Source organism: Janthinobacterium sp. TPC_1 (assembly GCF_056037845.1).
Genome location: NZ_CP195157.1, coordinates 4,543,669 through 4,569,403, shown reverse-complemented (window position 1 = coordinate 4,569,403; position 25,735 = coordinate 4,543,669). Strand labels below are relative to the sequence as shown.

26 protein-coding genes and 2 pseudogenes are annotated in these 25,735 nt (G+C 63.2%); 12 read left to right on the top strand and 16 right to left on the bottom strand.

Going from position 1 to position 25,735, the window contains the following annotated elements; translation table 11 throughout:
- Positions 1 to 117: 117 nt before the first annotated feature.
- Together ACQVLG_RS22265 and ACQVLG_RS22260 are read left to right on the top strand one after the other, a co-directional pair.
- Positions 118 to 2,208 (top strand): Ig-like domain-containing protein, encoded by a 2,091-nt coding sequence (locus ACQVLG_RS22265; protein ID WP_474291033.1) that lies wholly within the window; start codon positions 118 to 120, stop codon positions 2,206 to 2,208.
- 238 nt (positions 2,209 to 2,446) lie between these two features.
- Entirely contained in the window at positions 2,447 to 3,472 is a 1,026-nt protein-coding gene (locus ACQVLG_RS22260; RefSeq protein ID WP_474291032.1) for a LacI family DNA-binding transcriptional regulator, read from the top strand.
- A gap of 165 nt (positions 3,473 to 3,637) precedes the next feature.
- On the opposite strand, the gene ACQVLG_RS22255 is transcribed toward ACQVLG_RS22260, so the two are convergent.
- Positions 3,638 to 4,057 carry a YidB family protein gene (locus ACQVLG_RS22255; RefSeq protein WP_230538172.1) on the bottom strand — a complete coding sequence of 140 codons (420 nt, stop codon included), beginning with the start codon at positions 4,055 to 4,057 and terminating at the stop codon, positions 3,638 to 3,640.
- A gap of 262 nt (positions 4,058 to 4,319) precedes the next feature.
- Here ACQVLG_RS22255 and ACQVLG_RS22250 point away from each other — a divergent pair, with 262 nt between their 5' ends.
- The 4 genes from ACQVLG_RS22250 (at position 4,320) to ACQVLG_RS22235 (ending at position 8,383) form a co-directional block, all read left to right on the top strand.
- The gene (locus ACQVLG_RS22250) at positions 4,320 to 4,532 is read left to right on the top strand and encodes a hypothetical protein (RefSeq protein ID WP_034751103.1); all 213 of its coding nucleotides are present in this window, start codon (positions 4,320 to 4,322) and stop codon (positions 4,530 to 4,532) included.
- Between the two features lie 103 nt (positions 4,533 to 4,635).
- Complete coding sequence (locus ACQVLG_RS22245) at positions 4,636 to 5,448, top strand: hypothetical protein (RefSeq protein ID WP_474291031.1); 813 nt, start codon at positions 4,636 to 4,638, stop codon at positions 5,446 to 5,448.
- Positions 5,417 to 5,890 carry a DUF6328 family protein gene (locus ACQVLG_RS22240; protein WP_230538174.1) on the top strand — a complete coding sequence of 158 codons (474 nt, stop codon included), beginning with the start codon at positions 5,417 to 5,419 and terminating at the stop codon, positions 5,888 to 5,890. Before ACQVLG_RS22245 ends, ACQVLG_RS22240 begins: the two co-directional genes overlap by 32 nt.
- A 150-nt stretch (positions 5,891 to 6,040) precedes the next feature.
- On the top strand, positions 6,041 to 8,383 hold the full coding sequence (locus tag ACQVLG_RS22235; RefSeq protein ID WP_474291030.1) for a hypothetical protein: 2,343 nt from the start codon (positions 6,041 to 6,043) through the stop codon (positions 8,381 to 8,383).
- Positions 8,384 to 8,410: 27 nt separating this feature from the next.
- On the opposite strand, the gene ACQVLG_RS22230 is transcribed toward ACQVLG_RS22235, so the two are convergent.
- Entirely contained in the window at positions 8,411 to 9,313 is a 903-nt protein-coding gene (locus ACQVLG_RS22230) for a LysR family transcriptional regulator (protein ID WP_474291029.1), read from the bottom strand.
- A 102-nt stretch (positions 9,314 to 9,415) separates the two neighbouring features.
- Here ACQVLG_RS22230 and ACQVLG_RS22225 point away from each other — a divergent pair, with 102 nt between their 5' ends.
- From ACQVLG_RS22225 to ACQVLG_RS22205, 5 genes are all read left to right on the top strand, one after another.
- Positions 9,416 to 10,438, top strand: coding sequence for an aldo/keto reductase (locus ACQVLG_RS22225; protein WP_474291028.1), 1,023 nt, complete (start codon positions 9,416 to 9,418; stop codon positions 10,436 to 10,438).
- Between the two features lie 18 nt (positions 10,439 to 10,456).
- A complete protein-coding gene (locus tag ACQVLG_RS22220; protein ID WP_474291027.1) occupies positions 10,457 to 10,873 on the top strand; it encodes an SRPBCC family protein in 417 nt (138 codons plus the stop codon).
- Positions 10,874 to 11,167: 294 nt separating this feature from the next.
- Complete coding sequence (locus ACQVLG_RS22215) at positions 11,168 to 12,391, top strand: MFS transporter (protein ID WP_474291026.1); 1,224 nt, start codon at positions 11,168 to 11,170, stop codon at positions 12,389 to 12,391.
- Between the two features lie 166 nt (positions 12,392 to 12,557).
- A complete protein-coding gene (locus ACQVLG_RS22210) occupies positions 12,558 to 13,241 on the top strand; it encodes a HipA family kinase (protein WP_474291025.1) in 684 nt (227 codons plus the stop codon).
- A 51-nt stretch (positions 13,242 to 13,292) separates the two neighbouring features.
- Positions 13,293 to 14,132, top strand: coding sequence for a DUF3037 domain-containing protein (locus ACQVLG_RS22205; RefSeq protein ID WP_289898105.1), 840 nt, complete (start codon positions 13,293 to 13,295; stop codon positions 14,130 to 14,132).
- A gap of 113 nt (positions 14,133 to 14,245) precedes the next feature.
- On the opposite strand, the gene ACQVLG_RS22200 is transcribed toward ACQVLG_RS22205, so the two are convergent.
- From ACQVLG_RS22200 to ACQVLG_RS22170, 7 genes are all read right to left on the bottom strand, one after another.
- Entirely contained in the window at positions 14,246 to 14,944 is a 699-nt protein-coding gene (locus tag ACQVLG_RS22200) for an aspartate/glutamate racemase family protein (RefSeq protein WP_474291024.1), read from the bottom strand.
- Positions 14,945 to 15,010: 66 nt separating this feature from the next.
- Entirely contained in the window at positions 15,011 to 15,415 is a 405-nt protein-coding gene (locus ACQVLG_RS22195; RefSeq protein ID WP_474291023.1) for a hypothetical protein, read from the bottom strand.
- 13 nt (positions 15,416 to 15,428) lie between these two features.
- Positions 15,429 to 15,950: a hypothetical protein gene (locus ACQVLG_RS22190; RefSeq protein WP_474291022.1), complete on the bottom strand. Its 522-nt coding sequence runs from the start codon at positions 15,948 to 15,950 to the stop codon at positions 15,429 to 15,431.
- A 315-nt stretch (positions 15,951 to 16,265) separates the two neighbouring features.
- Positions 16,266 to 16,586, bottom strand: coding sequence for a hypothetical protein (locus tag ACQVLG_RS22185; RefSeq protein WP_230538184.1), 321 nt, complete (start codon positions 16,584 to 16,586; stop codon positions 16,266 to 16,268).
- Positions 16,587 to 17,214: 628 nt separating this feature from the next.
- On the bottom strand, positions 17,215 to 18,177 hold the full coding sequence (locus ACQVLG_RS22180; protein ID WP_474291021.1) for an ATP-binding response regulator: 963 nt from the start codon (positions 18,175 to 18,177) through the stop codon (positions 17,215 to 17,217).
- Positions 18,090 to 18,689 carry a PAS domain-containing protein gene (locus tag ACQVLG_RS22175; protein WP_474291020.1) on the bottom strand — a complete coding sequence of 200 codons (600 nt, stop codon included), beginning with the start codon at positions 18,687 to 18,689 and terminating at the stop codon, positions 18,090 to 18,092. Before ACQVLG_RS22175 ends, ACQVLG_RS22180 begins: the two co-directional genes overlap by 88 nt.
- Positions 18,690 to 18,700: 11 nt before the next feature.
- On the bottom strand, positions 18,701 to 19,531 hold the full coding sequence (locus tag ACQVLG_RS22170) for an alpha/beta fold hydrolase (RefSeq protein ID WP_474291019.1): 831 nt from the start codon (positions 19,529 to 19,531) through the stop codon (positions 18,701 to 18,703).
- Positions 19,532 to 19,763: 232 nt separating this feature from the next.
- Here ACQVLG_RS22170 and ACQVLG_RS22165 point away from each other — a divergent pair, with 232 nt between their 5' ends.
- Entirely contained in the window at positions 19,764 to 21,020 is a 1,257-nt protein-coding gene (locus ACQVLG_RS22165; RefSeq protein ID WP_474295760.1) for a PepSY-associated TM helix domain-containing protein, read from the top strand.
- On the opposite strand, the pseudogene mdcH reads toward ACQVLG_RS22165, so the two are convergent.
- From mdcH to mdcC, 7 genes and pseudogenes are all read right to left on the bottom strand, one after another.
- Positions 21,017 to 21,950, bottom strand: a pseudogene (mdcH, locus tag ACQVLG_RS22160) (malonate decarboxylase subunit epsilon). The gene ACQVLG_RS22165 and the pseudogene mdcH overlap by 4 nt on opposite strands.
- Positions 21,947 to 22,555 carry a malonate decarboxylase holo-ACP synthase gene (locus ACQVLG_RS22155; protein ID WP_474291018.1) on the bottom strand — a complete coding sequence of 203 codons (609 nt, stop codon included), beginning with the start codon at positions 22,553 to 22,555 and terminating at the stop codon, positions 21,947 to 21,949. Before ACQVLG_RS22155 ends, mdcH begins: the two are co-directional and overlap by 4 nt.
- On the bottom strand, positions 22,555 to 23,319 hold the full coding sequence (gene madM / locus ACQVLG_RS22150; RefSeq protein ID WP_474291017.1) for a malonate transporter subunit MadM: 765 nt from the start codon (positions 23,317 to 23,319) through the stop codon (positions 22,555 to 22,557). The genes ACQVLG_RS22155 and madM overlap by 1 nt, the downstream gene beginning before the upstream one ends.
- A complete protein-coding gene (madL, locus tag ACQVLG_RS22145; protein ID WP_474291016.1) occupies positions 23,312 to 23,725 on the bottom strand; it encodes a malonate transporter subunit MadL in 414 nt (137 codons plus the stop codon). The genes madM and madL overlap by 8 nt, the downstream gene beginning before the upstream one ends.
- Before the next feature lie 54 nt (positions 23,726 to 23,779).
- A pseudogene (gene mdcE / locus ACQVLG_RS22140) lies at positions 23,780 to 24,593 on the bottom strand (biotin-independent malonate decarboxylase subunit gamma).
- Entirely contained in the window at positions 24,590 to 25,444 is an 855-nt protein-coding gene (locus ACQVLG_RS22135; protein WP_474291015.1) for a biotin-independent malonate decarboxylase subunit beta, read from the bottom strand. The pseudogene mdcE and the gene ACQVLG_RS22135 overlap by 4 nt, the downstream one beginning before the upstream one ends.
- On the bottom strand, positions 25,441 to 25,731 hold the full coding sequence (gene mdcC, locus ACQVLG_RS22130; RefSeq protein ID WP_474295758.1) for a malonate decarboxylase acyl carrier protein: 291 nt from the start codon (positions 25,729 to 25,731) through the stop codon (positions 25,441 to 25,443). The genes ACQVLG_RS22135 and mdcC overlap by 4 nt, the downstream gene beginning before the upstream one ends.
- Positions 25,732 to 25,735 lie beyond the last annotated feature (4 nt).

The window sequence follows — 25,735 nt, the reverse complement described above, 5'->3', positions numbered from 1 at the left end:
AACCCGTTCGGCTCGGTCAACAGCATAAGCTTGCTTTGCATCAAGTACTGGCCGCGTGCAAAAGCTACTCTTGGGAAATTGATGCCGAGCAACTCGGCAAGCTTCCGGAGACCCATCGTGCCCTACGCCCCCGTGCGCCAACTGCCCCGCCTGCCCGCCGCCTGGCTGGCTGCCTTCCTCGTGTTCCTGGCCGGCTGCGGCGGCGGAGGCGGCACCGATACCCAGGCCGGCGCCGGCTGCTCGCTGCACAGCACGGCAGGCTGCGGCGGCAGCCCGCCGCCCACCGTGCCTCCAGTGAAACCGCCAGTCACCCCGCCCGTGACGCCACCCGTGATTCCGCCCGTCACGCCGCCCGAACCGGCCAGCCTGGCCAGCGCCGTCAACCTGGTGTTTTCCAGCACGGAACTGGCCTCGGCGGGCCTGGCCGGCAGCGAAGTGGCCGTCACGGCCCTCGTCAAGGATGGCGCCAACCTGGCCTTGCCAAACGCAAAAATTTCCTTTGCCGCCGATTCCGGCATCCTCGGCAGCGTCGATGCCGTGACGGACAAGAATGGCCAGGCGCGCGCGCTGCTGGGCACCGGTGGCGCCAACGGCAACCGCAGCATCACCGTGACGGCGAATGTCGGCACGCGCAGCGGCAAGGGCACGGTGGCGGTGACGGGCAGCAGCGTGGAACTGCTGGGGCCGGCCGCCTTGATGCTGGGCCAGGGCGCCGACCTCACCGTCACCGTGCGCGACTCGGCAAAGCGGCCCGTGGCCGGCGCCGCCATCGCCTACAGCACGGGCACCGGCAACGGCCTGCGTGTCAGGGATGGCGGCGCCGCGCTCAGCAATGCACAGGGCCAGCTGGTGCTGCGCCTGACGGCAAACAGCCTGGGCAAGGATGCCGTGTCCGTCAGCGCGCTGGGCGCCGCCGCCACGCAAGCGTATGCCGTGGCCGGCAGCGACTTGCGCCTGAGTCCGGCCGTGGGCCAGGACGCCAGCGGCGCGGACGTGCTGCCGGAGATCGCCACCCTGGCGTGCCAGGCCATTGACGTGCGCTACGACAAGGCGGGCGTGGCGCAAACGGGCAGCGCCAGCCTGTCCACCACGCGCGGCAGCCTGTTTGCGGACAGCGCCTGCAGCCAGGCCTTGCCCGCCAGCTTGATCTTTAGCAACGGCAACTTGCCGCGCAGCTATATTCAGTCGGCCAACGCGGGCGTGGCCACCGTCACGGCCGCCGTGGCGGGCGGCCCTTCGGCGCAGACGCGGCTGGAATTCGTCGCGCCATTGAGCCCAGCAAGCAAGCTGGCCGTGCAGGCGGAGCCGGCCGTGCTGCGCGCAAATACGGGCACTTCGGCGGCCCCGGCCGACAACGCCAGCACCAGTATCAGCACAATCAGCGCCGTGGTGCGCGACGGCGCGGCGAACAACCTGGTCAAGAATGCGCCCGTCGTGTTCACCATCTTGAGCGACCCCAGCGGCGGCTACCTGCGGCAGGCGGGCCGGGTGCTGACGGGCAGCGACGGCCTGGCGCGGGCCGCGTATGTGGCGGGTCCGGCCGACAGCGGCCGCGACGGCGTGCTGATCCAGGCCCGCATCGAAGGCGCCGCGCAAGCGGCAGCCGCGGCCCTCGTGCGCCTGACGGTGGCGCGGCAAGCGCTGTCGATCAAGCTGGGCACGGGCAGCCTGCTGCGCGAATATTCGGCCGGCGTGCTGCAAAAGGACTTTGCCGTGTTCGTGTCCGACAGCGCCGGCAATGCCGTGTCCGGCGTCGCCATCACGGCCGCCGCCTGGCCCAGCCGCTATGCCAAGGGATATTATGTGTGGCAAGCGGACAAGCCCGAATTCCCCGACACGGGCGTGTGGCGCCTGGCCCTGCCCCACTACAGCTGCGCCAACGAAGACGTCTTGCGCAACGGCATTTATGACGCCGCCTACGACCGCAACGGCAATGGCGTGCTCGACCCGGGCATCCCGCTGACCGTCAGCGCCAGCGGCCTGAGCGACGCGCTGGGCATGGCCACCGTGACCATCAGCTATCCGCGCAACTTTGGTTCCTGGGTAGAGGTCGCCCTGACCGTGCGGGGCACCGTCAGCGGCACGGAGGCGAGCGCCACCGCGGATTTTCCATTACCCGTCCTGGCCAGCGACTTCAGCGCCCGCCGCGTGGACCCGCCGGGACGCCTCAGCCCCTATGGCAGCGGCCCCTGCGACAGTGCCGATTGAGGGGCAAGCATACCACTTGCCATTCAATCAAATTATTTGCAACATGGATAAGAAAACAGTCTTGCCACATGGAAATATTTTCGCTATGCTCATTTTTCCCGCCCAGGCCGCCACAAGCGGCCGGGCCTGCAGGAATACTTTGAGACAGGTTGCTTGCCAAACCAATATGCGAAAAAAGAATACTGTAGCCAGGACACCCGGCACCACTGCCCGCGCCATACCCGGTGCCGGACGGCGCGTGACCTCGTATGACGTGGCCCTGCTGGCCGGCGTGTCGCAATCGGCCGTATCGCGCTGCTTCAAGCCGGGCGCCAGCGTCTCGCCAGCCACGCATGCCAAGGTCATGCAGGCGGCCATCACCCTCGATTACATCCCCAACGCGGCCGCGCGCAGCCTGATCACGCGGCGCTCGAACCTGGTGGCCGTCATCATTTCCAACCTGGCCAATCTGTACTATCCGCAAGTGTTGTCCGACCTGAGCCAGCAAATCGCCCGCCTCGGCAAGCGCTTGTTATTGTTTACCCTGGAGCGCGAAGCGGACATCGGCAAGGTCTTGAGCGATGTGTGGCAATACCAGGTCGACGGCGCCGTCGTCGCCGCCTGCCTGTCGGACGAGCAGATGGCTGAATTCGCCCGGCGCGACGTGCCGCTGGTGCTGTTCAACCGCAGCCCCCGCGAACACGCCGTGCATGCCGTGCTGTGCGACCAGGGCGAAGCGGCGCGCCTGCTCGTCTCGCGCCTGGCCGACGCGGGCCACCGCCAGTTCGCCATCATCGACGGCCCCGGCGACTCGGCCGTCGCGCAGGAACGCAAGGCGGGCATGCTGGACCGCCTGTTCACGCTGGGCTTGCCCGCGCCCATCGTCGTCAGCGGCAACTACGATTACGCCAGCGGCGGCCGGGGCTTGCGCAAGGTCATCGACCGCCTGGGCCGCGTGCCGGACGCCGTCATCTGCGGCAACGACATCATGGCCATCGGCTGCCTGGACACGGCGCGCCACCAGATGGGCATCCAGGTGCCGCTGCAGATGTCCGTGGCCGGCTTCGACGCGCTGGAAGCGTCCGGCTGGCTCAGCTACGACATTACCACCCTGCGCCAGCCCGTGCAAAAGATGGCCACCGATGCCGTCGCCATGCTGAGCGAACTGATGGAGCGGCGCGGCGGCAGCGCCGAGCGGAGACGGTACTGCTCGTATCTGGTCGAGGGGAGTACGGCCAGGCTGACCGGCGCGCCTCCCCACTTCGGCATGATGGTCGCCGCCTGAAAAACGCCCATGGCGTTGTTGCCTGCCCCTCGCCGTACTCGCGTACTGTCTTCGGGGAGGCGCCTAGCCCTGGGCGTTTTTCAGACGTTCATAGTTCGCACACAAAACCTTGCACATAAAAAAACCTCGCATCGCTGCGAGGTTTTTTGTTGTGGCATCGGCTGCTCAACCGAAGATCTTGCCCTTGAGCATATTCAAGCCCTGGCTGACGAGGTCATTGCCCTCCGGTACCTGACCGTCCGGCGTCAGCTTGTCGATCAGCTGGGGCAGCAAGGCTGCCAGGCCGCCCGAGGCCGCGTCCGGGGCGACGCCCGCTTTTTCCGCGATTTGCGTGATCGTGTCGGCGCCCAGCGCATCCTTGATCTGCTCGCCGGAGACGGGCGCGTTCGCGCCGGTGCTGATCCAGCTGGCTACCTGGTCGCCCAAGCCGCTTTCCTGGAATTTCTGAAGCAGGCCGGGCAAGCCGCCATGCTGGTTGACCAGGTCCATCACGCTGGCCATCAGTCCCGACGGGGCTTCCCCCTCCGCCCCCTTGTTGCCCAAAGCGCTCATCGCCTGTCCTGCAAGTTGGTCTAGCAAACTCATCGTATTCTCCTGAACGCTGTCAATCAGTGCCGCCTACAGCGGCGTCCGGTAATGCCGGCGCATAGTCGCCGACACACACAACAATTATACTATGAATAATTACAATGTCACTTTTGCAATTCAACGGACTGGCTAAAAACAGGCTCGGCAGCAGCCTCACCCACCTCCATCATATTTAGTTCGGTACAACATGCAAGCGTAAATTGACGATTTACAAAACCGTGTAGAATTAATTTTCCTACTTACTGAGGAGTATCAACACATGAACATCAATAAAGCGGTAGACAAAGCCTACGAAAAAAAGACGTTCAAGGAAATCGCCGATGCGCCCGTCGATGCGCTGCAAGGCGTGAGCGAGAAAGATGCGGAACTGCTCAAGCAAGCGTTCAACATCAAGACCGTGCGCGACCTGGCGAACCTGAAATACTCGAAGTGGGCGCGCGCCATCGTCACCCTGGCCGATACGGAAGAATAGAACGGGCCATGCCGCAGGCATTCCCGTCAGCACGGCCCGCCCACGTCGGCGGGCTTTTTTACGCCATGGCGGCTGGCACGCCGGTCGCCGCGCGGAGGCTTCATTGTCCACCCCGCTGACCCTGCCCGGCATCTGCTGGCCCCTGCACGCGAGCACGGGCGATCTTGCCGTCGCCACGTCCCACATCACGGGCCACTTTCGCGCCGGGGCGGGCTGCGATGCCATCGTGCTGTGCGATCTCCTTCCGGCCGGAAAATTTCGCAATGGCGCGGCGCGCCACTGGTGCCGCACGCACCAGTGCTACTGGGGCGCCAAGGCCGACCTGGCCAACTGGCAAGCTACAGGCCACATGCGTTGCCGCCAGCACGCCAGCCCCATGGGCTATGTGCTGTACCCTGAACTGTTCGATCCCATGCAGTTCCACGCCGCCACCTTGCGCCTGGATCCGGACGGCCTGCTGCAACTGCGCGCCCGGGCCGATGACGGCGGCGCCCTGCTGGCGCGCGACGCGGCCGCGCTGGCCATCGATTGCCGCGCCCTGCCCGGCCTGTTTCCGCCCGACATAGTCCAGCTGAACCTCACGCCGCCCGCCGCGCAAGCCTACGTTGCCGCCTTGCAGGCGGGCACGCCGCTCGATTGCAGCGACTGCGCCCGCTGCGGCCATCCCCACCTGGACCTGGGAGCTTCGCGCTGGCGCCGCACCGGCGCCACAGTTGCGGCCATTGCGGCCACGACGCCTCGCACAGCGCCACCGCCATCGTCTCGACACCGCTGTGGCGCTTGCGCCAGCGCATCACGCACTGCGTCTGAAGGTGCGCCCGCCCACAGTCGGCACGGACAAGGCCCCGTAGACTGGGCGCATCGCCACCATCAGGAACGCCGCCATGCCGCACACCCCGCCACACGACGAGAATAGCCAGCGAGACGACGAAGGCGATCTGTCCGACCTGCTCAGCGAATTGCGCATCCTCTTGCCGGGCGCGCAGATGCTGACGGCCTTCCTCATCATCCTGCCCTTCAACGGCGGCTTCGCGAAGATCGTGCAGGCGGAAAAGATCGTCTTCCTGGCCACGTTCTTCCTTTCCATGACCAGCCTGGTGCTGCTCAGCGCGCCGGCCATCCAGCACCGCGTGATGCGCCCCCTGCAAGACCGCGAACGCTTCAAGCGCGTGGCCGACCGCATCATGATGTGCGGCGCCTTTTCCCTGGCGCTGGCGTTTATTTTGGGCACGAATCTGGTGATATCGGAAGTCTTCGGCCACGTCGCCGGCATCGTCGCCTGCGCGCTGATGGGCACGCTCATCGTCTGCCTGTGGTGGCTGCTGCCATTGCACTTGAAGCGCAGCAGGAAAATCTAGGCGGGGCTGGCTGACTAGCGAAAGCATAGCCATTTTAATTTACTGCATGACAATATTGCCCGTCAACACGGCAATTCCATCCCCTTCCTTCGTCCAGTGGCGCCAGGGTGCCGGCCGCCGCATGCCGCTGCGCTGGCTTGCCGCCATCAAATGTTGCCTCTGCGCCCAGCCGCCCATGTTATTCTGGATGCAATATTTTTCTTTTCCCAACAAGCGCTTGCGCCGCAATGGAAGGATGACAACTTGACTGCCGATCCCGACCAAATCAAGAGACAGCTTGCGCTGATGAACGTGCATGCGCAATCGACCAAGGAAAACAAGCAGATCCAGATCATTGCGACGGCAACCCGCGAGATACAGACGACGTATGAGGATGCGCTGCGCACCTTGCACGACGAGAAATCAGGCGGCAAGGCCAGGAAAGATGCCAAGGACATCCTCGACGCCATCGACAAGAACCTGCCCGACATGGTCGACGCCATGCTGTCCGCGTCTGCCGCCTTCAAGGCCGGCGACCATATCAACGGCAGTGCCGCGCTGATGACTATCTGCGCTTCCGGCATGCAGATACTCGCCGGCTTCTCTGTCGCCGCAGGTCCGTATGGCGTGGCGTTTGCGGCGCTGTTTGGCCTCGTCGGCCAGCTCCTCACGTATTTCGGGGAAGAGCAGCCTTCCCTCAAGGACCAGATCATCGAGGCGATCAAGGGGCTGAATGCGGACGAAAAACTGCGCAACGCGCAAGAGCATGCCAATGTCGTCGACGAATATACGCGCACCGTGTATCGCATGCGAGCAGACCTGCCGCTCCTGTTGCAACTTCCCATGAAGACGGAAGAGGACCTCAGGACGTTCCACAAAGGTCTCGATACCTGCCTCGTTTCCATCAACAAGGCGCACGACAAGATTTCCCTGCTATACAAAAAATGGGCGACCGCGGAATGGCTGAAGGATCCGAAAACCCAGGAACTGCCCCAATGGCCGGAAATCCTGGGCGTTTTCTGCCGCACCTACGCCGATTCCCTGCTCTCCAACATGGCACTGGCATCCATGGCAAACCTTGCCGTGGTGAATCAACGGCTGGACGACGCCTCGAGTAAAAACCCGGACTACAAGAGGTTCCAGCACCAATTCGACGCGATCTATGATCGTTTGATGATGCTCAGTGCCACCGTCGAGGCGATACCGAAGCTGTGGGACGACGGTAACGATCTGATCTTGCGGTTCATGCAGGCCGTCGAGCCGGTGGCCCGCGCGCGGGGACTGTTCGTCTACCTCGGCGCCAGTGAAAACAGTAACCTGAACAACAACTATAACAATAGAAACAGGAACAAGTCCGACCTCTACGCTGCCACGGGAGGCAAGGCCATGGAACCCGCTGACTGGACCCTGTTGCAAATGGGGCCTTACGACCGCGGCCACCGCTTCGCCATGAGCATTCCCGGAACATTCGCGGGCTCGCTGCAGGCCCGCTATCGCATCTTTTTTTGCCAGCACTGGGTATTGTCCGACAACGGAGACATGGAGCACGGCTGGGTAGACCCTGCCGCCGTCGACATTTCTGGCCGCGCAATGATTTCCCCGGATAAATTCCATGACGTCTGGGCCATCCCCTCCCCCAAGGAGCGCGATACCTCGTTCGTGTATGCGGCACGCAATGATGGCAACAGCGGCGCCGTCAAACTGTTTGCGATCGGTGCCAGCGACACCTTGAAGGAAATCGGCTGGAAAGCGACCACCAAATCCGGCATCGTCAATGTGCGCGCCCTTCACCACCCGCCCGCCACCTTGCCTGGCGATCCGCACGGGGACGCCATGCCGCCAGAGCTGCTGCAAGGCAAGGGCGAAGAGCATGCCATCCTGTATGGCGCGCTCGCCTCGTCCGGCGACATCTATGTTGATTATCTAAACACACTGCGCTACGTGCCGTCTCCGTGGGGCAGCTATGGCGGCATCGACGTCGACCCGCACTTTCTCTGGGTTTTCGGGCCATGGGGCATGGCGTGCGCCACGCACGCCTCGGTCATCAGCTGCCTGCGCGGGCTGATCGACAAGCCAAGGTGGATGACGCACTCGCCCGATGCGCTGATCGGCGACAGGGATGCCCATGAGGAAAACAAGTGGTGGGACAGGCAACGCAAGACCAGGACCTACCCGCCGCTGATCGGCATTCGATCGCTGTCCCCATGCAAGGATGGCACGCTGTTCGCCAGCATCCATCACCGTAGCGTGACGAAGAAGAGGAACGAAGACCATTGGCAGTTCGAAGTGCAGGATACGCCAGCGCTGTACACGGCCCGTTACAGCATCGATATCAAGAACGGACACCTGCATGTCGATTCCTGGAGCAAGCTGCCAGCCGAGCGGCAAGCGCAGCAAGTCCAGAAGCTGGCCATCCCCTGCTGGCCGCAGTTTGCGCGCCTGAAAGCGAGGCTGACGGATGTCCCCGTCATCGCCAAGCCTACGCCACGCGCTCCGCGGCCCGGCAGCGCATGATGCCGGGCCGGTCAGGCGGGCGCCCCGTCAGGCCAGCGCGCCCGCCTGTTCCAGCAAGGTGGCGCGGAAAATCCCCACCAGCGGACGCAGATTCACCTTGTGCCAGGCCAGCCACAGGGGCGTGCGGTAGCTGAACCACGGCAGTTCGCGCACGACAACGCCGGCCGGCGCGTGCTGGCGCAGGCTGCGCTGTATCATGGCCATGCCCAGCCCGGCCGCCACCAGGCCCAGCGCCGTCAGCGGTTCCGTCGCTTCCATGCGGATATCGGGCGTAAAACCGGCGCGCGCGCAGGCGGCGATGAAGTTATCGTGTTTCAGCACGCTTTCCCTGTGCAGCACGGCAATCCACTCCTGGCCCGCCAGGTCGGCCGGGGTCAGCTGGGCCTTGGCCGCCAGCGGGTGCGTCTGCGGCAAGGCCAGCAGCATGGGGTCGCTCAGCACTTGCGCGCAATCGAGGTCCGGGTCGTTCGGCAGCGGCGGTTCGCACAGCAAGGCGATATCGAGGCTGCGCTGGCGCAAGCCCTCGATTTGTTCGGCCGAATGCAGGTTGTACAGGGCAACGTGGACTTGCGGCCGCGTGGCGCGCAAGGCACGCAAACCGTCGGGCAAGACGCCCGCATGCATGGCGTTTTCGATGTAGCCGATGCACAGTCCCCCTTCGTCACCGCGCCCCAGGCGCTTCGCCAGCGCTTCCAGCCGGTTCCCGTGGGTAATAAAAGCGCGCGCTTCGGCCAGGAAAGTGTGGCCGTCGCGCGTCAGGCGGATGCGCTGCGCGCTGCGCTCGAACAGGGTCAAACCGAGCTTGTCTTCGAGCTGGGCGATTTGCCGGCTCAGCGGCGACTGGGAAATGTGCAGGCGCTCGGCGGCCCGGCCCACGTGTTCTTCCTCGGCGACGGCGATGAAGTATTGCAATTGGCGCATGTCCAGCATATCAGACCTTTCAGGACTCAAGTTGCGCCAATTATGTCTTGGACAGGCTTAACTTGTCCAGCTATTCTGTCTCCATTCACTCACTCATTGAAGGAAAACACCATGACAATCAAACACTTACTGACAGGCAAACTGGGTTTCGGCACGGCGCCGCTGGGCAATATGTTCCGCAACATTCCCGAAGCAGAAGCGCTGGCCACCGTCGACGCGGCTTGGGAATCGGGCATCCGTTATTTCGACACGGCCCCGTTCTACGGCGCCGGCCTGGCCGAGCTGCGCCTGGGCGCCGCCCTGAAACAGCGCCGCCGCGACGATTACGTGCTGAGCACCAAGGTCGGCCGCCTGATCCTCGACGAACTGGAAGACCCGGCCAGCCGCGAACTGGGCGAAAAAGGGGGATTGTTCGAATTCGGCCGCAAGAACAAGATCGTCGACGACTATTCGGCCGACGCCACCCTGCGCTCGATCGAAGACAGCCTCAAACGCCTGGATACGGATCGCCTCGACATCGTCTGGGTGCATGACATCGCGCAAGACTTCCATGGCGACAACTGGCTGGCGCAATTCGAGATTGCCCGCACGGGCGCCTTCCGCGTGCTGACCCGCTTGCGCGAAGAAGGCGTCATCAAGGCCTGGGGCGTGGGCGTGAACAAGGTGGAACCGCTGGAACTGACCCTGGACCTGGCCGAAGCGCAACCGGACGCGTTCCTGCTGGCCGGCCGCTACACCCTGCTCGACCATGAACGGGCGCTGCAGCGATTGATGCCGGCCGCGGCAAGCCAGAACGTCGACATCGTCGTCGGCGGTCCCTACAGCTCAGGCATCCTGGCCGGCGGCGCCCACTTCGAATACCAGAAAGCCTCGCCCGCCATCATCGCGAAAGTGGAAAAGATCAAGATCAAGGCCATCGCCGCGCGCCACGGCGTCAGCGTCAAGGCTGCCGCCCTGCAATTTTCCTTGGCCAATCCCGCTGTCGCCGCCGTGATCCCCGGCGCCAGCCGTCCGGAACGCCTGGCCGAAGACCAGCAAGCGTTACACGCTGTCATCCCGGCCGCCTTCTGGCACGACATGCGCGCCGAGCAACTCGTGTCGCCGTTCGCCCCGCTGCCAACCGGCGCCAACTAATATATACAGGAACACACCATGGCACACACCACCACCTCGATCGACATCGCCGCCACGCCGACGCAAGTATGGCAACTGATCGGCGGCTTCAACTCGCTGCCCGACTGGCTGCCCTACATTCCCAGCAGCACCTTGAGCGGCGGCGGCCGCATCCGCCACCTGGCCAATCCGGCCGGCGACGTCATCGTCGAACAGCTGGAAGCGTACGACAATGCGGCGCGCCGCTACAGTTACTCCATCTTGCAGGCGCCGTTTCCCGCCACAGATTACCTGTCCACCCTGCAAGTTGAACCCCTGGCAGACGGCGCTGAGGCAAGGGTCACCTGGTCCGGCCGCTTCACGCCCGTGGGTGTGAGCGAGCAGGAAGTCACGGCGCTGTTCCACGGCATCTATGCGGCAGGATTGAAAGCGCTGCAGCAATCCTTGGCGAAATAACAAGCCGCGAAGACCATTTCCGCCACAGCCGGATTTTCTTCGCCGGCCCTGTGGCGGAATCGCAGGCATTCCGTGTTATCGTTAACAACAAGAGCAAGCGCTGTTAGGTGCAGTGCAGCATATTTTGGCCGCCGCCCGGCAGAACTTGCCCGAATCTTTTACAATGTTGTCCTTGGGCAGTTGTTATAGCCCGAAAATACGGGCCAGCCGTCGACTCTGGTGGCGCATTGCCACTTCCGGCCGGGCCACTGCGCGCCTCTCCACCCTGTCATTCTTTACCCAAACAACAAGAACATGCACGCCTCCGTAGATCCCCTGATTCCGCGCGTCACCGCGCCTTTTGGCGCTGGCTATGCCGACCTGGCCCTGGCCATCGGCGGCCTCGCCATCGGCACGGGCGAATTCGCCTCCATGAGCATCCTGCCCGTGGTGGCCGACGACCTGGGCACGACCCTGCCCCAGATGAGCCACATGATCAGCGCCTACGCGCTGGGCGTGGTTATCGGCGCGCCATTAATCACCATCTTCCTGGCGCGCATGCCGCGCCGGCTGATGCTGATCTGTCTGATGCTGATGTTCGCGGGCGGCAACTTGCTCAGCGCCATCGCCCCCAACTACGGTTTGCTGGTCGTCGCCCGCTTCGTGGCCGGCATCCCGCATGGCGCGTATTTCGGCGTGGCAGCCCTGGTGGCAGCCGCCCTGGCCGAACCGGACCGGCGCGGCCAGGCCGTCGCCCGCGTGCTGATGGGCTTGACCGTGGCGAATATCTTCGGCGTGCCGCTGGCCACCTACATCGGCCAGACCCTGGGCTGGCGCTCGGCCTTTTTGCTGGTGGCCGCGCTGGGATTATTGACCATGCTGATGGTGCGCATCTTCGTGCCCATGGTCGCCGCCGGCGATTCCAGCCCGCGCCGCGAACTGGGCGTGTTCCGCCGCCTGCAAGTGTGGCTGACCCTGCTGATGGTGGCCATCGGCTTCGGCGGCATGTTCGCCGTCTACACGTTTATTACGCCAACCTTGCTGGAAATCACGAAAGTGTCGCCGCTGGTCATCTCGATCTTGCTGGCCATCATCGGCGTGGGCATGACGGTGGGTAATCTGATCGGCGGCTGGCTGGCCGACCGCTCGCGCCTGTGGACCATCTTTGGCGTGCTGCTGTGGAACGTGGCCGCGCTGGCCGCGTTTACCTATACCAGCAGCAATGTCTGGTTGACGGCGATCAACCTGTTCGCCATCGGCGCCGGCATCGCCGTCGCCCCGGCCGTGCAGACGCGCCTGATGGACGTGGCCGGCGACGCGCAAACGGTGGCCGCCGCGCTCAACCATTCCGCCTTCAACATCGCCATCGCCAACGCGCTGGGCGCCTGGGCCGGCGGCATCGCCATCGCCATGGGCATGGGTTTGCGCTCGACGGGCTGGGTGGGCGCCATGCTGGCCTGCGGCGGCATCGTCGTGCTCGGTATTTCCGTGCTGGTGGAAAACCGCAGCCGGAATGTGGGCGGCGCGCAGCCGGCTTGATGCTTGCGCATTGGTAGGATAATTTTCTTAGGATAGTTATCATTTCCTATATCATGAATAAAGATCGGATTTCGCAATTCCTGCGCATCCGATTTCTTTACATGATGAATGTGCAAGCCATGAACAAAGCAATCATCGCCAGATACACATCTGAAAGCTGTCCTCTGTGAGTACCGCGACCATCTTCATTGACGAGGTTCTCGGGCGAGCGCAGCAAGGCATAACCGAGCCATTTATTTGCCGAGGCGACGATGGGGCGATTTACTTTATCAAAGGCAAAGGGGCTGGTCGGCGTAGCCAGATTTGTGAGTGGGTCTCGGCGCAACTAGCCACCGAATTTGGCCTTCCCATCGCGGAGTATGCATTGGCCGAAGTAGCTGAGGAACTCATCGAGGCAGATGCATTTCCCAATATCAGCCAACTCGGTAGCGGGATAGTCTTTGCATCGAAAGAGCTTCCACATCCACAAGAGCTGACAGCGATCACACGAGACCTTGTGCCGGATCAACTGGCAAGCGATGTGTTGGTTTTCGACTGGTGGTTGCATAACGAAGATCGTCATTTAACCGCACGTGGCGGCAATCCTAACTTGCTTTGGGACATGCAGAGTTCAGAGTTGGTCGTGATCGACCATAACCAAGCCTTTGATCGACACTTTGATTCGAGCAACTTCCTGAAAACGCATGTGTTTGCGAGCAGGTGGAATGACATTTTTAGCGACCATTTTCAACGCGAACACTACGCAAGGAAACTGGAGGCAATTTTGCCAAAATTGGCGAATATCCGTGCTAACATACCTGACTCTTGGTGGTATGTTGACGAGGGCGTCCCCAAATGTGACATGGGATGAAATCGAAGCATGCCTGCAACGGTGCCGCCGAGAAGATTTTTGGAATACCCCATGAAAAAGTTCGCCTGCCAATATGCTCTTTTGCGATTTCGCCCGTTTGTCGAAACCGGAGAGTTCGCCAACGTCGGTATTGCGCTGATCGCACCCGAAGCGCGCTTCTTTGGCTTCCGCATACTGAAGCGGTATGGCCGTATCACCCAATTCTTTCATCAGCTTGACCGTCAAATTTATCTGGATGGCCGCCAACTCTTTAAAGAAGAGATGGATCGCTTCGCTCTCGAGCTTCGTCGGCTGGCACTAGATGGACGAAAAACACAGCCAGATATAGTGCTCGCAAGAAATCTGTTTGCTGAAGTGGTACGCCCACGAGAAGCGATGCTGCAGTTTGCCGATCAACGAGTCGTCTTGGCGGAGGATCCAAAGGCCAAACTTCTGCAGCTCTTTGATCATTATGTCGAACGCAACTTTGTAACCAAGGAATACCAAGAGCGTTTATTGGAAAACAATGTTCGCAAACTCCTCCTCAACGCGCAAATCGGAGCGCGATATCAACGTGAAAAGGTTGGTACGGAGGACTTCGCCGTAAACTTTCCCTTTGTCGACATGGTTGAAGGCAAAGCTGAGCGAGTGATCAAACCACTGTACCTTGCCCAAGGCGACAGCACCAAGATCCTTACGCATGGTGGTCAATGGGTTGACAAAGTCCGGCGCCTACGCAAACGCAATGCACTACCACCAAAGGTCTTGTTCCCGGTCACTCAACCGGCAGCCAACACCAAGCCTTACCATGCATTCCAAGAGATTCGGCAAGATTTGCTGGCTGAAAATGTACAGGTAGTGGCCGCAGACGATGAACGTCAAATACTCAAGTTCGCGACTGACAGAAGCTGACTTTAGCGCCTGATCATAATAGTAGCGATCTTAAAAGTGGCCGTACCGCTCAAAATGTCCGTGAATGACCCAGATCGCTACTCGTATCGCGCAGAGGACATTGACAGGTATCGCTACTCCGCAATGGCAAACGCCACCGCCGCCTCGCAATGAATCGCCGTGGTATTAAATAGCGGCAAGTCGACATCGCCGGGCTGGATCAGCAGCGGTATTTCCGTGCAACCCAAAATCACGCCCTGCACGCCTTGCAGCCGCAGCTTCCCGATGATGCCCAGGAAAATGTTCCGGCTGGTATCGGTAAAGACATTCTGCACCAGCTCCGTATAGATGATGTCGTGCAGGATTTCCTGGTCGGCCGCATCGGGCGTCACCGTCGCGATGCCCTGCTGCTCCAGCGCCTGGTGATAAAAACTGCCCGCCATCGTCTGTTTGACGCCCAGCAAGCCCACCTTGCGTATGCCCGACTGCTGCACCCGCTTTGCCGTTTCCTCGACGATACTGATAAAAGGCAAGCCGATGCGCGGCACGACGGCCGGCGCGAAGCGGTGCGCGCCATTCGCGCACAGCAAAAAGAAGTCCGCGCCCATGCCTTGCAGGCGCTGCCCTTGCGTGACCAGGAATTGCTCGATCGCCTGCGTGCCGGGCTGCGCCGCGCGCGCGACGAAATCGGCCTGGTCCATGCTGACCAGCATGATGCGCGCGCTGTGCGCGGGGCCGATGCGCGCCACCAGCATTTCATTGAGCAAGCGGTAATATTCCAGGGTGGAAGCCCAGCCGATGCCGCCGATGAGTCCTATCGTCTTGTTTTGCACATTATTCCCAGCGAAAAGAATTGCGCAAATTATACGATAGCGATCACCACCATGAGTATGCCGGCATCAGGCGTCGATCCACGCAAACAGCGCCTTGTCCGGTGTCACGGATTGATGCCAGGCCGACTGCAGCTCCATAAGAAATCCCGCCAGGTCGAAAGGATTGATATCCGAACCGGCCCAAGGTGCCGTCTTCGACCATGCCACCGCGATATCGCTCAACTCGTCGGCCGCCATGCCGCCGATCGCCTGCGCTATGGCGTCCGTAAACACGTAAAGCTCGCGCCCATGCATCGGCGCCGGCCGGAGGGCAGATGCTGCCGACTGCGTCAATAATTGCCCAAGTGACACAAAATCCAGTTCGCCGGGCAAGGTGATGCCGGTGACGGGAAACGCATTGAAAGCATCCTGCCAGTTGGCACATGCGCGCATTTCGGCCTCGGAACAGACAAAGATATCGATTTTCTTCATAGTGCGTTCTGCATCAGGTAGCGCTCACATCGTGCCGGTTCGACGTCTCGCGGGAATATTGCTGCTCAAATTCGGCAACATTACCGGCCTCGGCCCACAAGCCCGCAAGGTAATCGAACTCCCGCTCGAACGGCTGCTCAAAGTCGGGCACGTCCGTCGCGTATTCGCAATTGCGGCTCAGCATGACCAGCCAGTCAGGATAGCCAAGCGCCGGATACAAGCGCGTCAGCCTGGCGTCCAGCGATTGCACGCTTTCCCTGCCTGCCAGGTAGGCGGCGCGCAGTTCGACGAGGTATTTGCCGGCGAGGAATTGTTCCTCCAGGCGCGCGTCGCCACGATAGCGTCCGATGATGGCCTCGGCCAGCGCCAGCACCTCGTCCATGCCCCGGGCGCTGGCCAGCAGCACGATATTCAGGTCGTCGCCCTCCTGATCCAGGCGCAAGCGCTCCACGGCCCAGTCCACGCAGCGGTCCGCCCGGCCATCGCCATGGCGCAGCTGGAAGCATTCCAGCTCAAGTTCTGTCAATTGTTCCATTGTTATTCTTCGCAAGCGCGTCGCTGCTATAAACGGTGCCCGGCACCTGAAAGGATGGTTGTTGCGGACATATTATACGATGGACAGTGCAAAGCGCACGCAGGGAATAAGGGCTGAAACGAAGGGCTTACGCTTCGACAGGAAAGAGAGGGAAACAATTGACTATACTGCCGCGCAGCGGGGCAATTATTCAGGAGAATGGAAACAATAAATCAATTTGAAATATCCAATCCGAAGTTTATCGGGAAAGTATTCTTTTTGAGAAACATCAAAACAGGCCATGCGCGCGGCATGCCGAACATGGCCCTTGCCCGATTATTGCGGATTCGACGCCACGATGAATGGATCGAAGGTCAGCAGAGTATTGCCCGCCAACAACAAGGTGATCGTATATTGCACATTGCTGCCTTTGGCATTCACGCGGCCACCCCATACGGTGCTGTCATATTGCGGGTAAGGCGCCGGATTGATCATGCCGCTGGTGATGGCCGTGCCATCGAAGTTATGGATGGAAACTTGCTCGGCCGGGTCCAGCGAGCTCACGTTCCAGACGATGGTGTCGCCGTTCTTGCACGTCGTCACCAGTTCATTGCCGCCTTCGTTGCCATTGCCCGAGTAGCCGGTCGTATCGACCATGAAGACGTACCTGCTCAGATCTTTTTGTGCCACTGCCTGACCAACATTGACCGCTACCAGCACATTAATTGTTGCCATGGTTTTGCCCCTCTTTGGAATGGAATTAAACATTACAGCTATCCTTTGCGCGATGAAATAATGAAGATCCAGTCAAATTACCGGCAGCGCCATCGGCGCAAACGGATTCCATCACTGGCGCATAAAAATACGCAAAATATATCAATTAAAAATACACGAAATATATCAATAAATCACCAAATCTATCGATAAGATCATGCATCTGATGATCAATGGGATTTTTTGATCTTCATTACCGCAACCACGAAGAGAGAATATTTTATCTATTTTTTTAAGTCAAATTATTTTTAATAATATTTAGAATCTATCCATTAATAACATTTAATTTTTAAATGAAATTTCTTATATATTGAATATTGGAACTTCGTGTTTGATTTAGCACAAACAATAGAGATATACCGACGGAAAGAGATGTGGGGGAAGAAAAACAGGCTCAGGCAATGGGGGCAGCATGGAACCGACTGGCCCCACGGCAACTCAACGCGTTTGCAGCATCTTTTGCAGCACCGCATCGAGCTCATAAAAATCCACGGGCTTGGTCAGGTGCAGATCAAAGCCCCGCGTCGGACGCCAGTTGGCGGTCCTTGTCCTGGCCCCAGCCCGTCACGGCCACGAGGATGGCGTGCTGGCCGCAGGGTTCGCTGCGCAACAGGCGCGCCACGTCGTAGCCGTTCATGTGCGGCAAGCCGATGTCGAGCAGGATGACTTGCGGCATGAAGCTTTGCGCTGCCGCGATGCCTGCCGCGCCATCGTAGGCCGTGCGTACCTCGTAGCCGAGGATGTCGAGCGCCAGCGCCAGGCTTTCAGCCGCGTCGGCGCTGTCGTCGATGACCAGCACGGTGCCCTCGCGCGTGCCCGCCAGCAGGCGGCGGTCCGGCGGCACGGCCGGTTCCAGCGGCACGGCCGGCAGCGGCAGGCGCAGTTCGAACGTGCTGCCCTTCCCTACGCCATCGCTGTGCGCGCTGATGCTGCCGCCATGCAATTCGGCCAGGCCGCGCACGAGGGACAGGCCGATGCCCAGGCCGCCCTGGGCGCGCGACAGGGCCGGTTCCAGCTGAGAAAACAGCTCGAACACGGTATCCAGATGCTCGGGCGCGATGCCGATGCCCGAATCGCGCACGCTGATGCGCACCTCATTTTCCGTGCAGGCCACGTCCAGTCCGATGACGCCGTTGGCGGGCGTGTATTTGACGGCGTTGGTCAGCAGGTTGGCGATCATTTGCGCCAGGCGCGTGGCGTCGGCGTCGAGCCAGATCGGCTGCGGCCATTGCTCCACGTGCACCTCGTGGCCCGACTGCGCCGCCAGCTCCGCCACGCTGTGCAGGGCCGCTTCCACCACGGGCGCCAGTTCCACGCTGGCGCGGCGCAACTCCATGCGCCCCCGCGTGATGCGCGACACTTCCATCAAGTCGTCGACCAGGTGCGTCATGTGCCCCACTTGCCGGCCCAGCACGTCGCGGGCCCAGCACAGCTGCGGGTCATCCAGCTGCGCCAGGCGCAGCACTTCCAGCACATTGCGGATCGGCGCCAGCGGGTTGCGCAGCTCGTGCGCCAGGCCAGGGTGGCCAGGAATTCGTCCTTGCGCCGGTCGGCGGCCGCCAGCTGATCGTTGAGCTCGCCTGCTTCCTTGCGCGCCAGCTGCAACTGCTGCTCGTATTTGCGGCGGTCGCTGGCGACAAACACGGCGATTTCGTCGTAGGGCACGCCGTCATGCACGCGCCGCACGGCGTTGAACAGCATGGGTATCGCTTGCCCCTGGCGCTGGCGCATGTCGAGCAGCACTTCCGACACGCTGCCCTGCACCTGCATCAGCGGCAGCCAGTGCGTCTGGTGGAACACGCGCCCGCCGATGGTCAGCAAGTCCTGCAGTTTCTTTTTCCCGAGCAATTCCCCGGCGCCATAGCCGAGCCAGCCGCAAAAGGTGGCGTTCGCCTGCACGATGGTGCCGTCGGCCGCGCACAGCAGCAAGCCGCAGGCCGCATGCTGGAACAGGGTATGGGCATCGGGCAAGGAAGGCGTGGACATGGCGTCGCGCATTACAGGTGCAGGCCGTCGAGAAACTGACGGATGGCGCGGTAGCTGGCATCGGGCACGCTCATGTGCGGGCAATGGCCCACGTTCTCGAGCACGTGCAGGCTGCTGTGCGGCAACATTTCACGCAAATACACGCCCACGGCCGGCGGCGCGATGAAATCGTCGCTGCATTGCACGATCAGGGCCGGCGTGCGGTTGTGCGGCAAGACGGCGCGGTGGTCGGACAGAAAAGTGGCTTGCGCGAAATGCCGGGCAATGACGGGGTCCGTGCGGCAAAAGCTGTTCACCAGATCCTGTCCCAGCGCCGGCTGGCCGGGGGCGCCCATGATGGCAGGCGCCATGCCGGCGGACCAGCCCAGGTAATTGCTGTCCATGGCATCGAGCAAGTCGTCGATATCGGCACGGCTGAAGCCGCCCCGGTAACCGGCCGCCGCATCGTCGACATAGCATGGCGACGGCGCCAGCATGACTTGCGCGGCGAACAGCTCCGGCTCGGCGATGGTGGCCAGCAAGGCGCTCATGGCGCTGACGGAATGGCCCACGCAAATGACGGGGCCGCCGCCGACGGCATGGATAACCTGGCGCAAATCAGCGCCATGCGCGTCGAGCCGCGCGTAGCGATCGAAATCGTAGGCGCCCAGGTCGGATGCGCCGCTGCCGACCAGGTCGAACAGCACGGTGCGGTAGTACGGGCGGAACAGCGGCTCCAGGTAGCGCCACATGGTCTGGTCGCAGCCAAAGCCATGCATGAATACCATGGTGGCTGCCGCGCCCGCCTGCTGCGCACCGCTGCGTTCGCTCACGCGGATATTATTACGGTCTTCTATACGCATGTTCGTCCTGAGTATTGCCACATGGAACTCAAATTAGCATCTTGCTAGCATCTTAGCATGCGCGATTTGACCTTGGGCAACACCATTGGCGCTGGACAAACGCCGCGCCCAGGCGGATAATGAGAACGATTCCCATTATCAAACTACCAGGCGTGTGCCTGGCGTTTTCCTGTGCGCCGCCATGGCGCCCGCTGGCGGCAACAAGCCGGTTTTTGTTGAAGGTTTGTACCGCATGCGCGCTTTCTGGACTGTCATACACCGCTGGGCCGGTCTCACCATCGCCCTCTTCCTCATCGTCGCGGGCCTGACGGGCGCCGTCACCTCGTGGGACCATGAACTCGATGAATGGCTCAATGCCGACATCATGAACACGCCGGGCCGCGGCCCCCTGCATGCGCCGTTTGCGCTGGCGCAAAAGGTTGCCGCCGCCGACCCGCGCGCGGCAGTCAATTACATGACCCTGGGTCTGGAAGAAGGCCATGCAGCCGCCTTCATGGTGCGCCCGTTGACGGACCCTGCCACGAACAAGCCGTTCGTGCTCGGCTACAACACCGTCTACATCGACCCCGTCACGGCGCAGATCACGGGCACGCGCGATTCGACGGCCATTTCCCTGTCGCGCCGTAGCCTGATGCCGTTCTTGCGCCACCTGCACTACAGCCTGCACGTGCCCGCCTTCTGGGGCACGGACCGCTGGGGCTATTGGCTGATGGGGAGCGTGGCCCTGATCTGGCTGCTCGACAGCATGGTGGCGTTTTACCTGACCACGCCGCGGCGCCTGCGCGAACGGGCTGATGCGCCGCGCCACCGCGACGCCGCCAGCTGGTGGCAACGCTGGAAACCGTCGTGGGTGCTGCGCTGGGCTGCCGGCGGCTACAAGCTCAATTTCGACCTGCACCGCGCGGGCGGCCTGTGGGTGTGGGCCATCATCATCGTCGTCGCGTTCACCTCGTTCTCGCTGAACCTGTACCGCGAAGTGTTTTATCCCGTCATGTCGCTCGTCTCGACCACCACGCCTGGACCGTACGAGACGCAGACGCCGGCGCCGTACGGCAGCTACATCGCGCCCGTAATCGGCTTCGAGCAGGCAGTATACATTGCGAAAAAGCAAGCCGTGCAGCGCGGCATCACGGCGCCCATCGGCGGCATTTATTATGGCGGCAATTATTCGTTCTACAACGTCTCGTTCTTCGACCCGGCCGACGAATTCGGCGCGGCCGGCATGGGCCTGTCGAACCTGTACGTCGATGGCATGGACGGCAGCATCATCGGCCAGCACAAGCCGTGGGAAGGCACGGCCGCCGACGTCTTCGTGCAACTGCAATTCCCCCTGCACTCGGGCCGCATCCTCGGCTTGCCAGGGCGCATACTGATGTCCTGCATGGGCCTGATGGTTGCCATGCTGTCCGTGACGGGCATTGTCATATGGGAAAGAAAGCGCCGTGCGCGCCGGCTGCAGGCGCATAAAAAGACAGTGGCCGCCGATTAAGCGGCGCTATCGCGCTCCCGCCCCACCAGCGCCAGCAGGCTGTCGTCCCGGTTGCCGTCGCAGCAGACGGCCACGCCATCCGTGAAGTCGGGCGCTGTCAGCCGCGTCAGCACGCTGCCGGGCGGCATTTCCAGCGCCAGCCGGGCGCCCCGTTCCCACGCCAGGCGCGCGGTAGCGGCCCACTGCACGCGCTGTGCCATGTGGCGGCCAGGCTGTCGCGGATGCGGGCCGGGTCGAACAGCGCGCGCGCCGCGCTGCTGCTCAGGTAGACGAGCGACGGCCGGCGCATGGCCACGCCGTCGAAAGCCGCGCGCAAGTCCAGCGCGGCGCCTTCCAGCAGCGGGCAGTGCGACGGCACGCTGACGGCCAGGCGCTTGGCCTTGCCGGCGCCGTGCGCCAGGGCCAGCGCCATCACGGCCTCCAAGGCGGGTGCGCTGCCGGCGATGGCGATCTGACGCGGCGCATTCAGGTTGGCGACATACACGGGCGTGGCCGCGCCGTGCACCCGGGCCAGCAAGGGTTCGAGTTGTGCCAGATCAAGCCCGACGATGGCCGCCATGCCGTAGCCGGTGGGATACGCCTGCTCCATCAACTGTCCGCGCCGCGCCACCAGGCGCAGGGCGTCCGCATAATCGAGCGCGCCCGCGACGACGGCAGCCGCATACTCGCCGATGGAAAAACCGGCCACCATATCGGGCCGCCCCCGCGCGCCGCCAGGGAGCGCGCCATGGCCACGCCCGCGATCAGCAAGCACAGTTGCACGGCCCGCGTCGACGCCAGCGCGGCCGCCGCGTCCAGTGTCAAGGGATCGTGGCCCAGCACTTCAGCCGCTTCGGCCAGGGTATCGGCCACCGCCGCGTCGCCGGGCAACGCGTGCAGCATGCCCGGGTATTGGGCGCCCTGGCCGGGAAAGGTAAACAATACGCTCATGCTGGCTCCCACGGCGTGGCCGTCAGCACGGGACCGTGGTCCGTCTTCAGCAGCACCCTGCCGCGCCCCGCCGCCCACTCGGCATACGCAAAACCGCCATGGCCCGTGTCGATCTGCAGGTCCAGCCGGCACACCGTGACGTTGGCGGCGATGGCGCGCAGGGCCTCGGCCTGGGCGGCGTCCGGCGGCGCGGCAAGGCGCAGCACGAGATCGAGGTCGCTGTCCGGGCGCAGCACGGGCAAGCCGCTGGCCAGGGCAAAGCCCACGCCGCCCGTCGGCCCCCAGGCCCAGCCCGTGGCGTCGAGCAGCGGCGCCACCAGCCGCAATGCGTCCAGCGCGGCGCAGGAAAGATCAGGCAGCGGCATTCTCGCCACCGTTTCCGGCGTCACGCGGCGCACGACGGCGGCAGCCTCCACTTCGCACGCGTGCCGCTCGCTGCGCAGCATGCCGCGCGCACCGACGGGGATGCGCCCTGGCGAGGTGCTGGCGCGCCGCACCACCAGCGGCGCAGCGGCCAGCCACGCGGCATCAAGCCAGGCGGGCAACGATGCACCGTCCGGCAAGCCAGACACCCACAGCAAATCATGCGCGCGCCAGGCTTCCATCAGGCCACCACCGCCTTGACGGCAAAGAACAGCAGCGAAGGCCCCAGCAGACAGCCCAGGCCCGTGTGAAAAGTGGCGACCAGGGCGCCATACGGCACCAGTTTGCGGTCAGTGGCGGCCAGGCCCGCCGACACGCCGCTGACGGTGCCGGCCAGGCCGCCGAAGACCATCGCCGAACGGGGCGTCTTCAGGCGCAGGAAGCGCGCCGCGACGGGCGTGCCCACCATCACCAGGATGGCCTTGATGAGGCCCGCCGCAATGCTCAGCGCCATGACGTCCGAACTGGCGCCGATGGCCGCACCCGTGACGGGGCCGACGATGTAGGTGACGGCGCCGGCGCCGATGGTGGTCATGCTGACGGCATCCGAATAGCCAAACGCATAAGCCACGCCGGCGCCGACGAGAAACGGCAGCACCACGCCCAGCACCAGGGCCGCCAGGCCGATCAGGCCCGCCTTGCGCGCCTCGGTCGCCTGCACTTCGAAGGCGGTGGCGACGATGGCGAAGTCGCGCAGCATGGCGCCGCCCATCAGGCCGATACCGCCGAACAGCGACAAATCGGCCAGACCCTTGTGGCCGCCGCTATGCACGCCGCCCCAGTAAGCGAGCCCCAGGCCGATCACGATGGCAATGGCTGAACCGTGCACGCGGCCGAAGGTCAGGTATTTCGACAGCGCCATCGACAGCAGCATGATCAGGCCGACAAAGGCGAACGCCGTCACCAGGCCATTGTGGATGGCGGCTTTATCAAAGAGTTCAAGCATGACGGTGCTCCTTGACCAGCATCAAATCTGCTTCGGCGGCGGCGATGGCGGCCGGGCTTTCCGTGCGATTGATGAGCGAAATGACGGCGCCGCAGACGACCACGGAAGCGATGGCGGCCAGCACGGCCACCGGGCCGCCGCGCAGCGCCGCGACCACGTCCTGCTGCGCCGCCATCGCCACCACCACGGGAATATACATTGCGCCCCAGTATTCGACGCCCCGTTCCGTCATCTGCGGCAGCCAGGATCGGCGCTGCATGTAGAGCCGGGCGCAGATCAGCAGCAGCATGGCGATGCCCACGCCGCCCACGTTCGTCTTGACGCCCATCAGCTGCCCGAGCAGGTCGCCCAGGAAGATGCCGAGCAAATGGCATAGCGCCAGCAATGCGGTTCCGTAAATGATCATGATTGTCTCCGTTATTGGAATAGGAATGACTTGCTGTCTTCTCTGTTATTTCACTTACCACTGCTGCCCCAGCACCTCCCTGACTTTTGCCGACGCCTGGCGGTGCGGCGCGCCCAGGCGGCTGGCCAGACCCCGTTCCGGGTCGGCGCGGATATCATGCAACGCCGCCTGCAGGCTGGCGCGCACCTGCGCCAGATCAAGCTCCGACGGCGCGTCCGGCTGCGCCACCCGCAAGGTTTGCCACAGCAGGCCCAGGGTCGCGTAATTGGCGATGTCATAAGCCATCGGTGGAATCGTCGCGGCCAGCGCTTCGAGCGCTGCCACCGTGCGCAGGGTGATGCGCGCGGCCGATGCCTTGCCCATCGCGTGCACCATCACTTGCGGATCGTCGAGCGCAATCAGGCGGTTGGCCTGGTAGCCATGCGCGAGGAACGCGCCCGACATGGCCTTGCCGACGATCAGGCCGATCACGGGATGGCCGGCCAGGCGCGCGCTCGGCATAGGCCCCCGCCGCGCCGGCCAGCGCCTGGTGGATGCCGTAGGCTTCTTCGCGCCGGCCATACGCCTGGCTGGCCACGTCGATGACGGCGACGATAGGACGTTTCACGGCCAGCGCCTGGTCTTCGAGGACTGCCTGCTGCACGGCGCGCGCCAGCTGCCACGCCTCGACCAGGCCGATTTCACCGGTGCGGGCGCGCGTAAAACGGTTGTCCGGGTCCGGGAGCACGGCCAGATAGCGCGCAGGCTCGCCGGCCAGCGGCGCGTCGGCTACGCGCACGGAAAGCGGATAGCCTTCCAGCGGCGCAGTGTTATTCGTGAGTGCCGCCAGCCAGGCGGCGCCGCGGCTGGAATGGGTGATGGCGTTCATGCTGCGGCTCCTTTGCTGTAGATCAAACGCACGGCGTCCGGCGTGGCTTGCGGCCCGGCGTCCACTTGCGCCAGGCGGGCGAGAAAACCGTCGGCCTGGCTGCTGCGATGCCGCTCCGGCACGCCGCGCGCGAACAGTTCGGCCACCGTGGCGCGCATCTGCGCCGTGTCGTCCGCCACATAGGCGTCGGCCAGGCCGCTGTGAAAGCGCTGTTCGCCGCCCGTCAGGCTCCATATAAATGGCTTGTTGCGCGAGTCGAATTCGTCCACGCCCGCCTCCTGCTCGATCACGGCGGGGCCATTGAGACCCAGTCGCGCCTCGCGCGTCACGACAACATAGCTGCACAGGCCTGCCGCAATCGACATGCCGCCGTAGCAGCCGACGGTGCCGGCCGTGATGCCGATCACGGGCTGGTAGCGGCGCAGGTCGACGATGGCGGCATGGATGTCGGCGATAGCAGCGAGGCCCAGGTTGGCTTCCTGCAGCCGGACGCCGCCCGTCTCGAACAGGATCACGGCGCGCGTCGGCACGCCCTGGCGGTTGTCGCGCGCCGCCAGTTCCAGCGCGCCGGCGATCTTCGCGCCGCCCACTTCGCCCATGCTGCCGCCCTGGTAGGCGCCTTCGATGGCCAGCACCACGGCCGGCTGGCCGTCGAACAGGCCCTTGGCCACCACCACGCCGTCGTCCGCCTGCGCCGTGACGCCTTGCTGCGGCAGCCACGGCGACGCGATGCCGCAAAATGGGTCGAGCAGTTCGCGCATGCTGCCCGCATCCAGCAGGGCTTTGGCACGACTACGCGCGCCCCGTTCGATGAAGCTGTCGCGCTCCAGCAGTTGTTGTAATGTGCTCATGCCGCCCTCCCAGCTTGCAATTCTTCATAAGCCTGCTCGATGCGCATACGCACCACGCCCGGCGTGGCGCCGCAGTCGTTGATGACGATGGTCGCCGCCGGCAGCGGCTCGCCGCCGAACACGCGCAGCAAAAGCGCATCCCATACGGCGCCCTTGCCGTCGACGGAGGTGTTGACGACGATGCGGGTCACGCCATCTTCGCCGGGCTGCAGCAGCACTTCCAGGTCGCCCGAACCGACGACGCCGGCCAGCGCGCGCCCCGATGCCGGCCGCCCCGGCGGGGGAATGTAT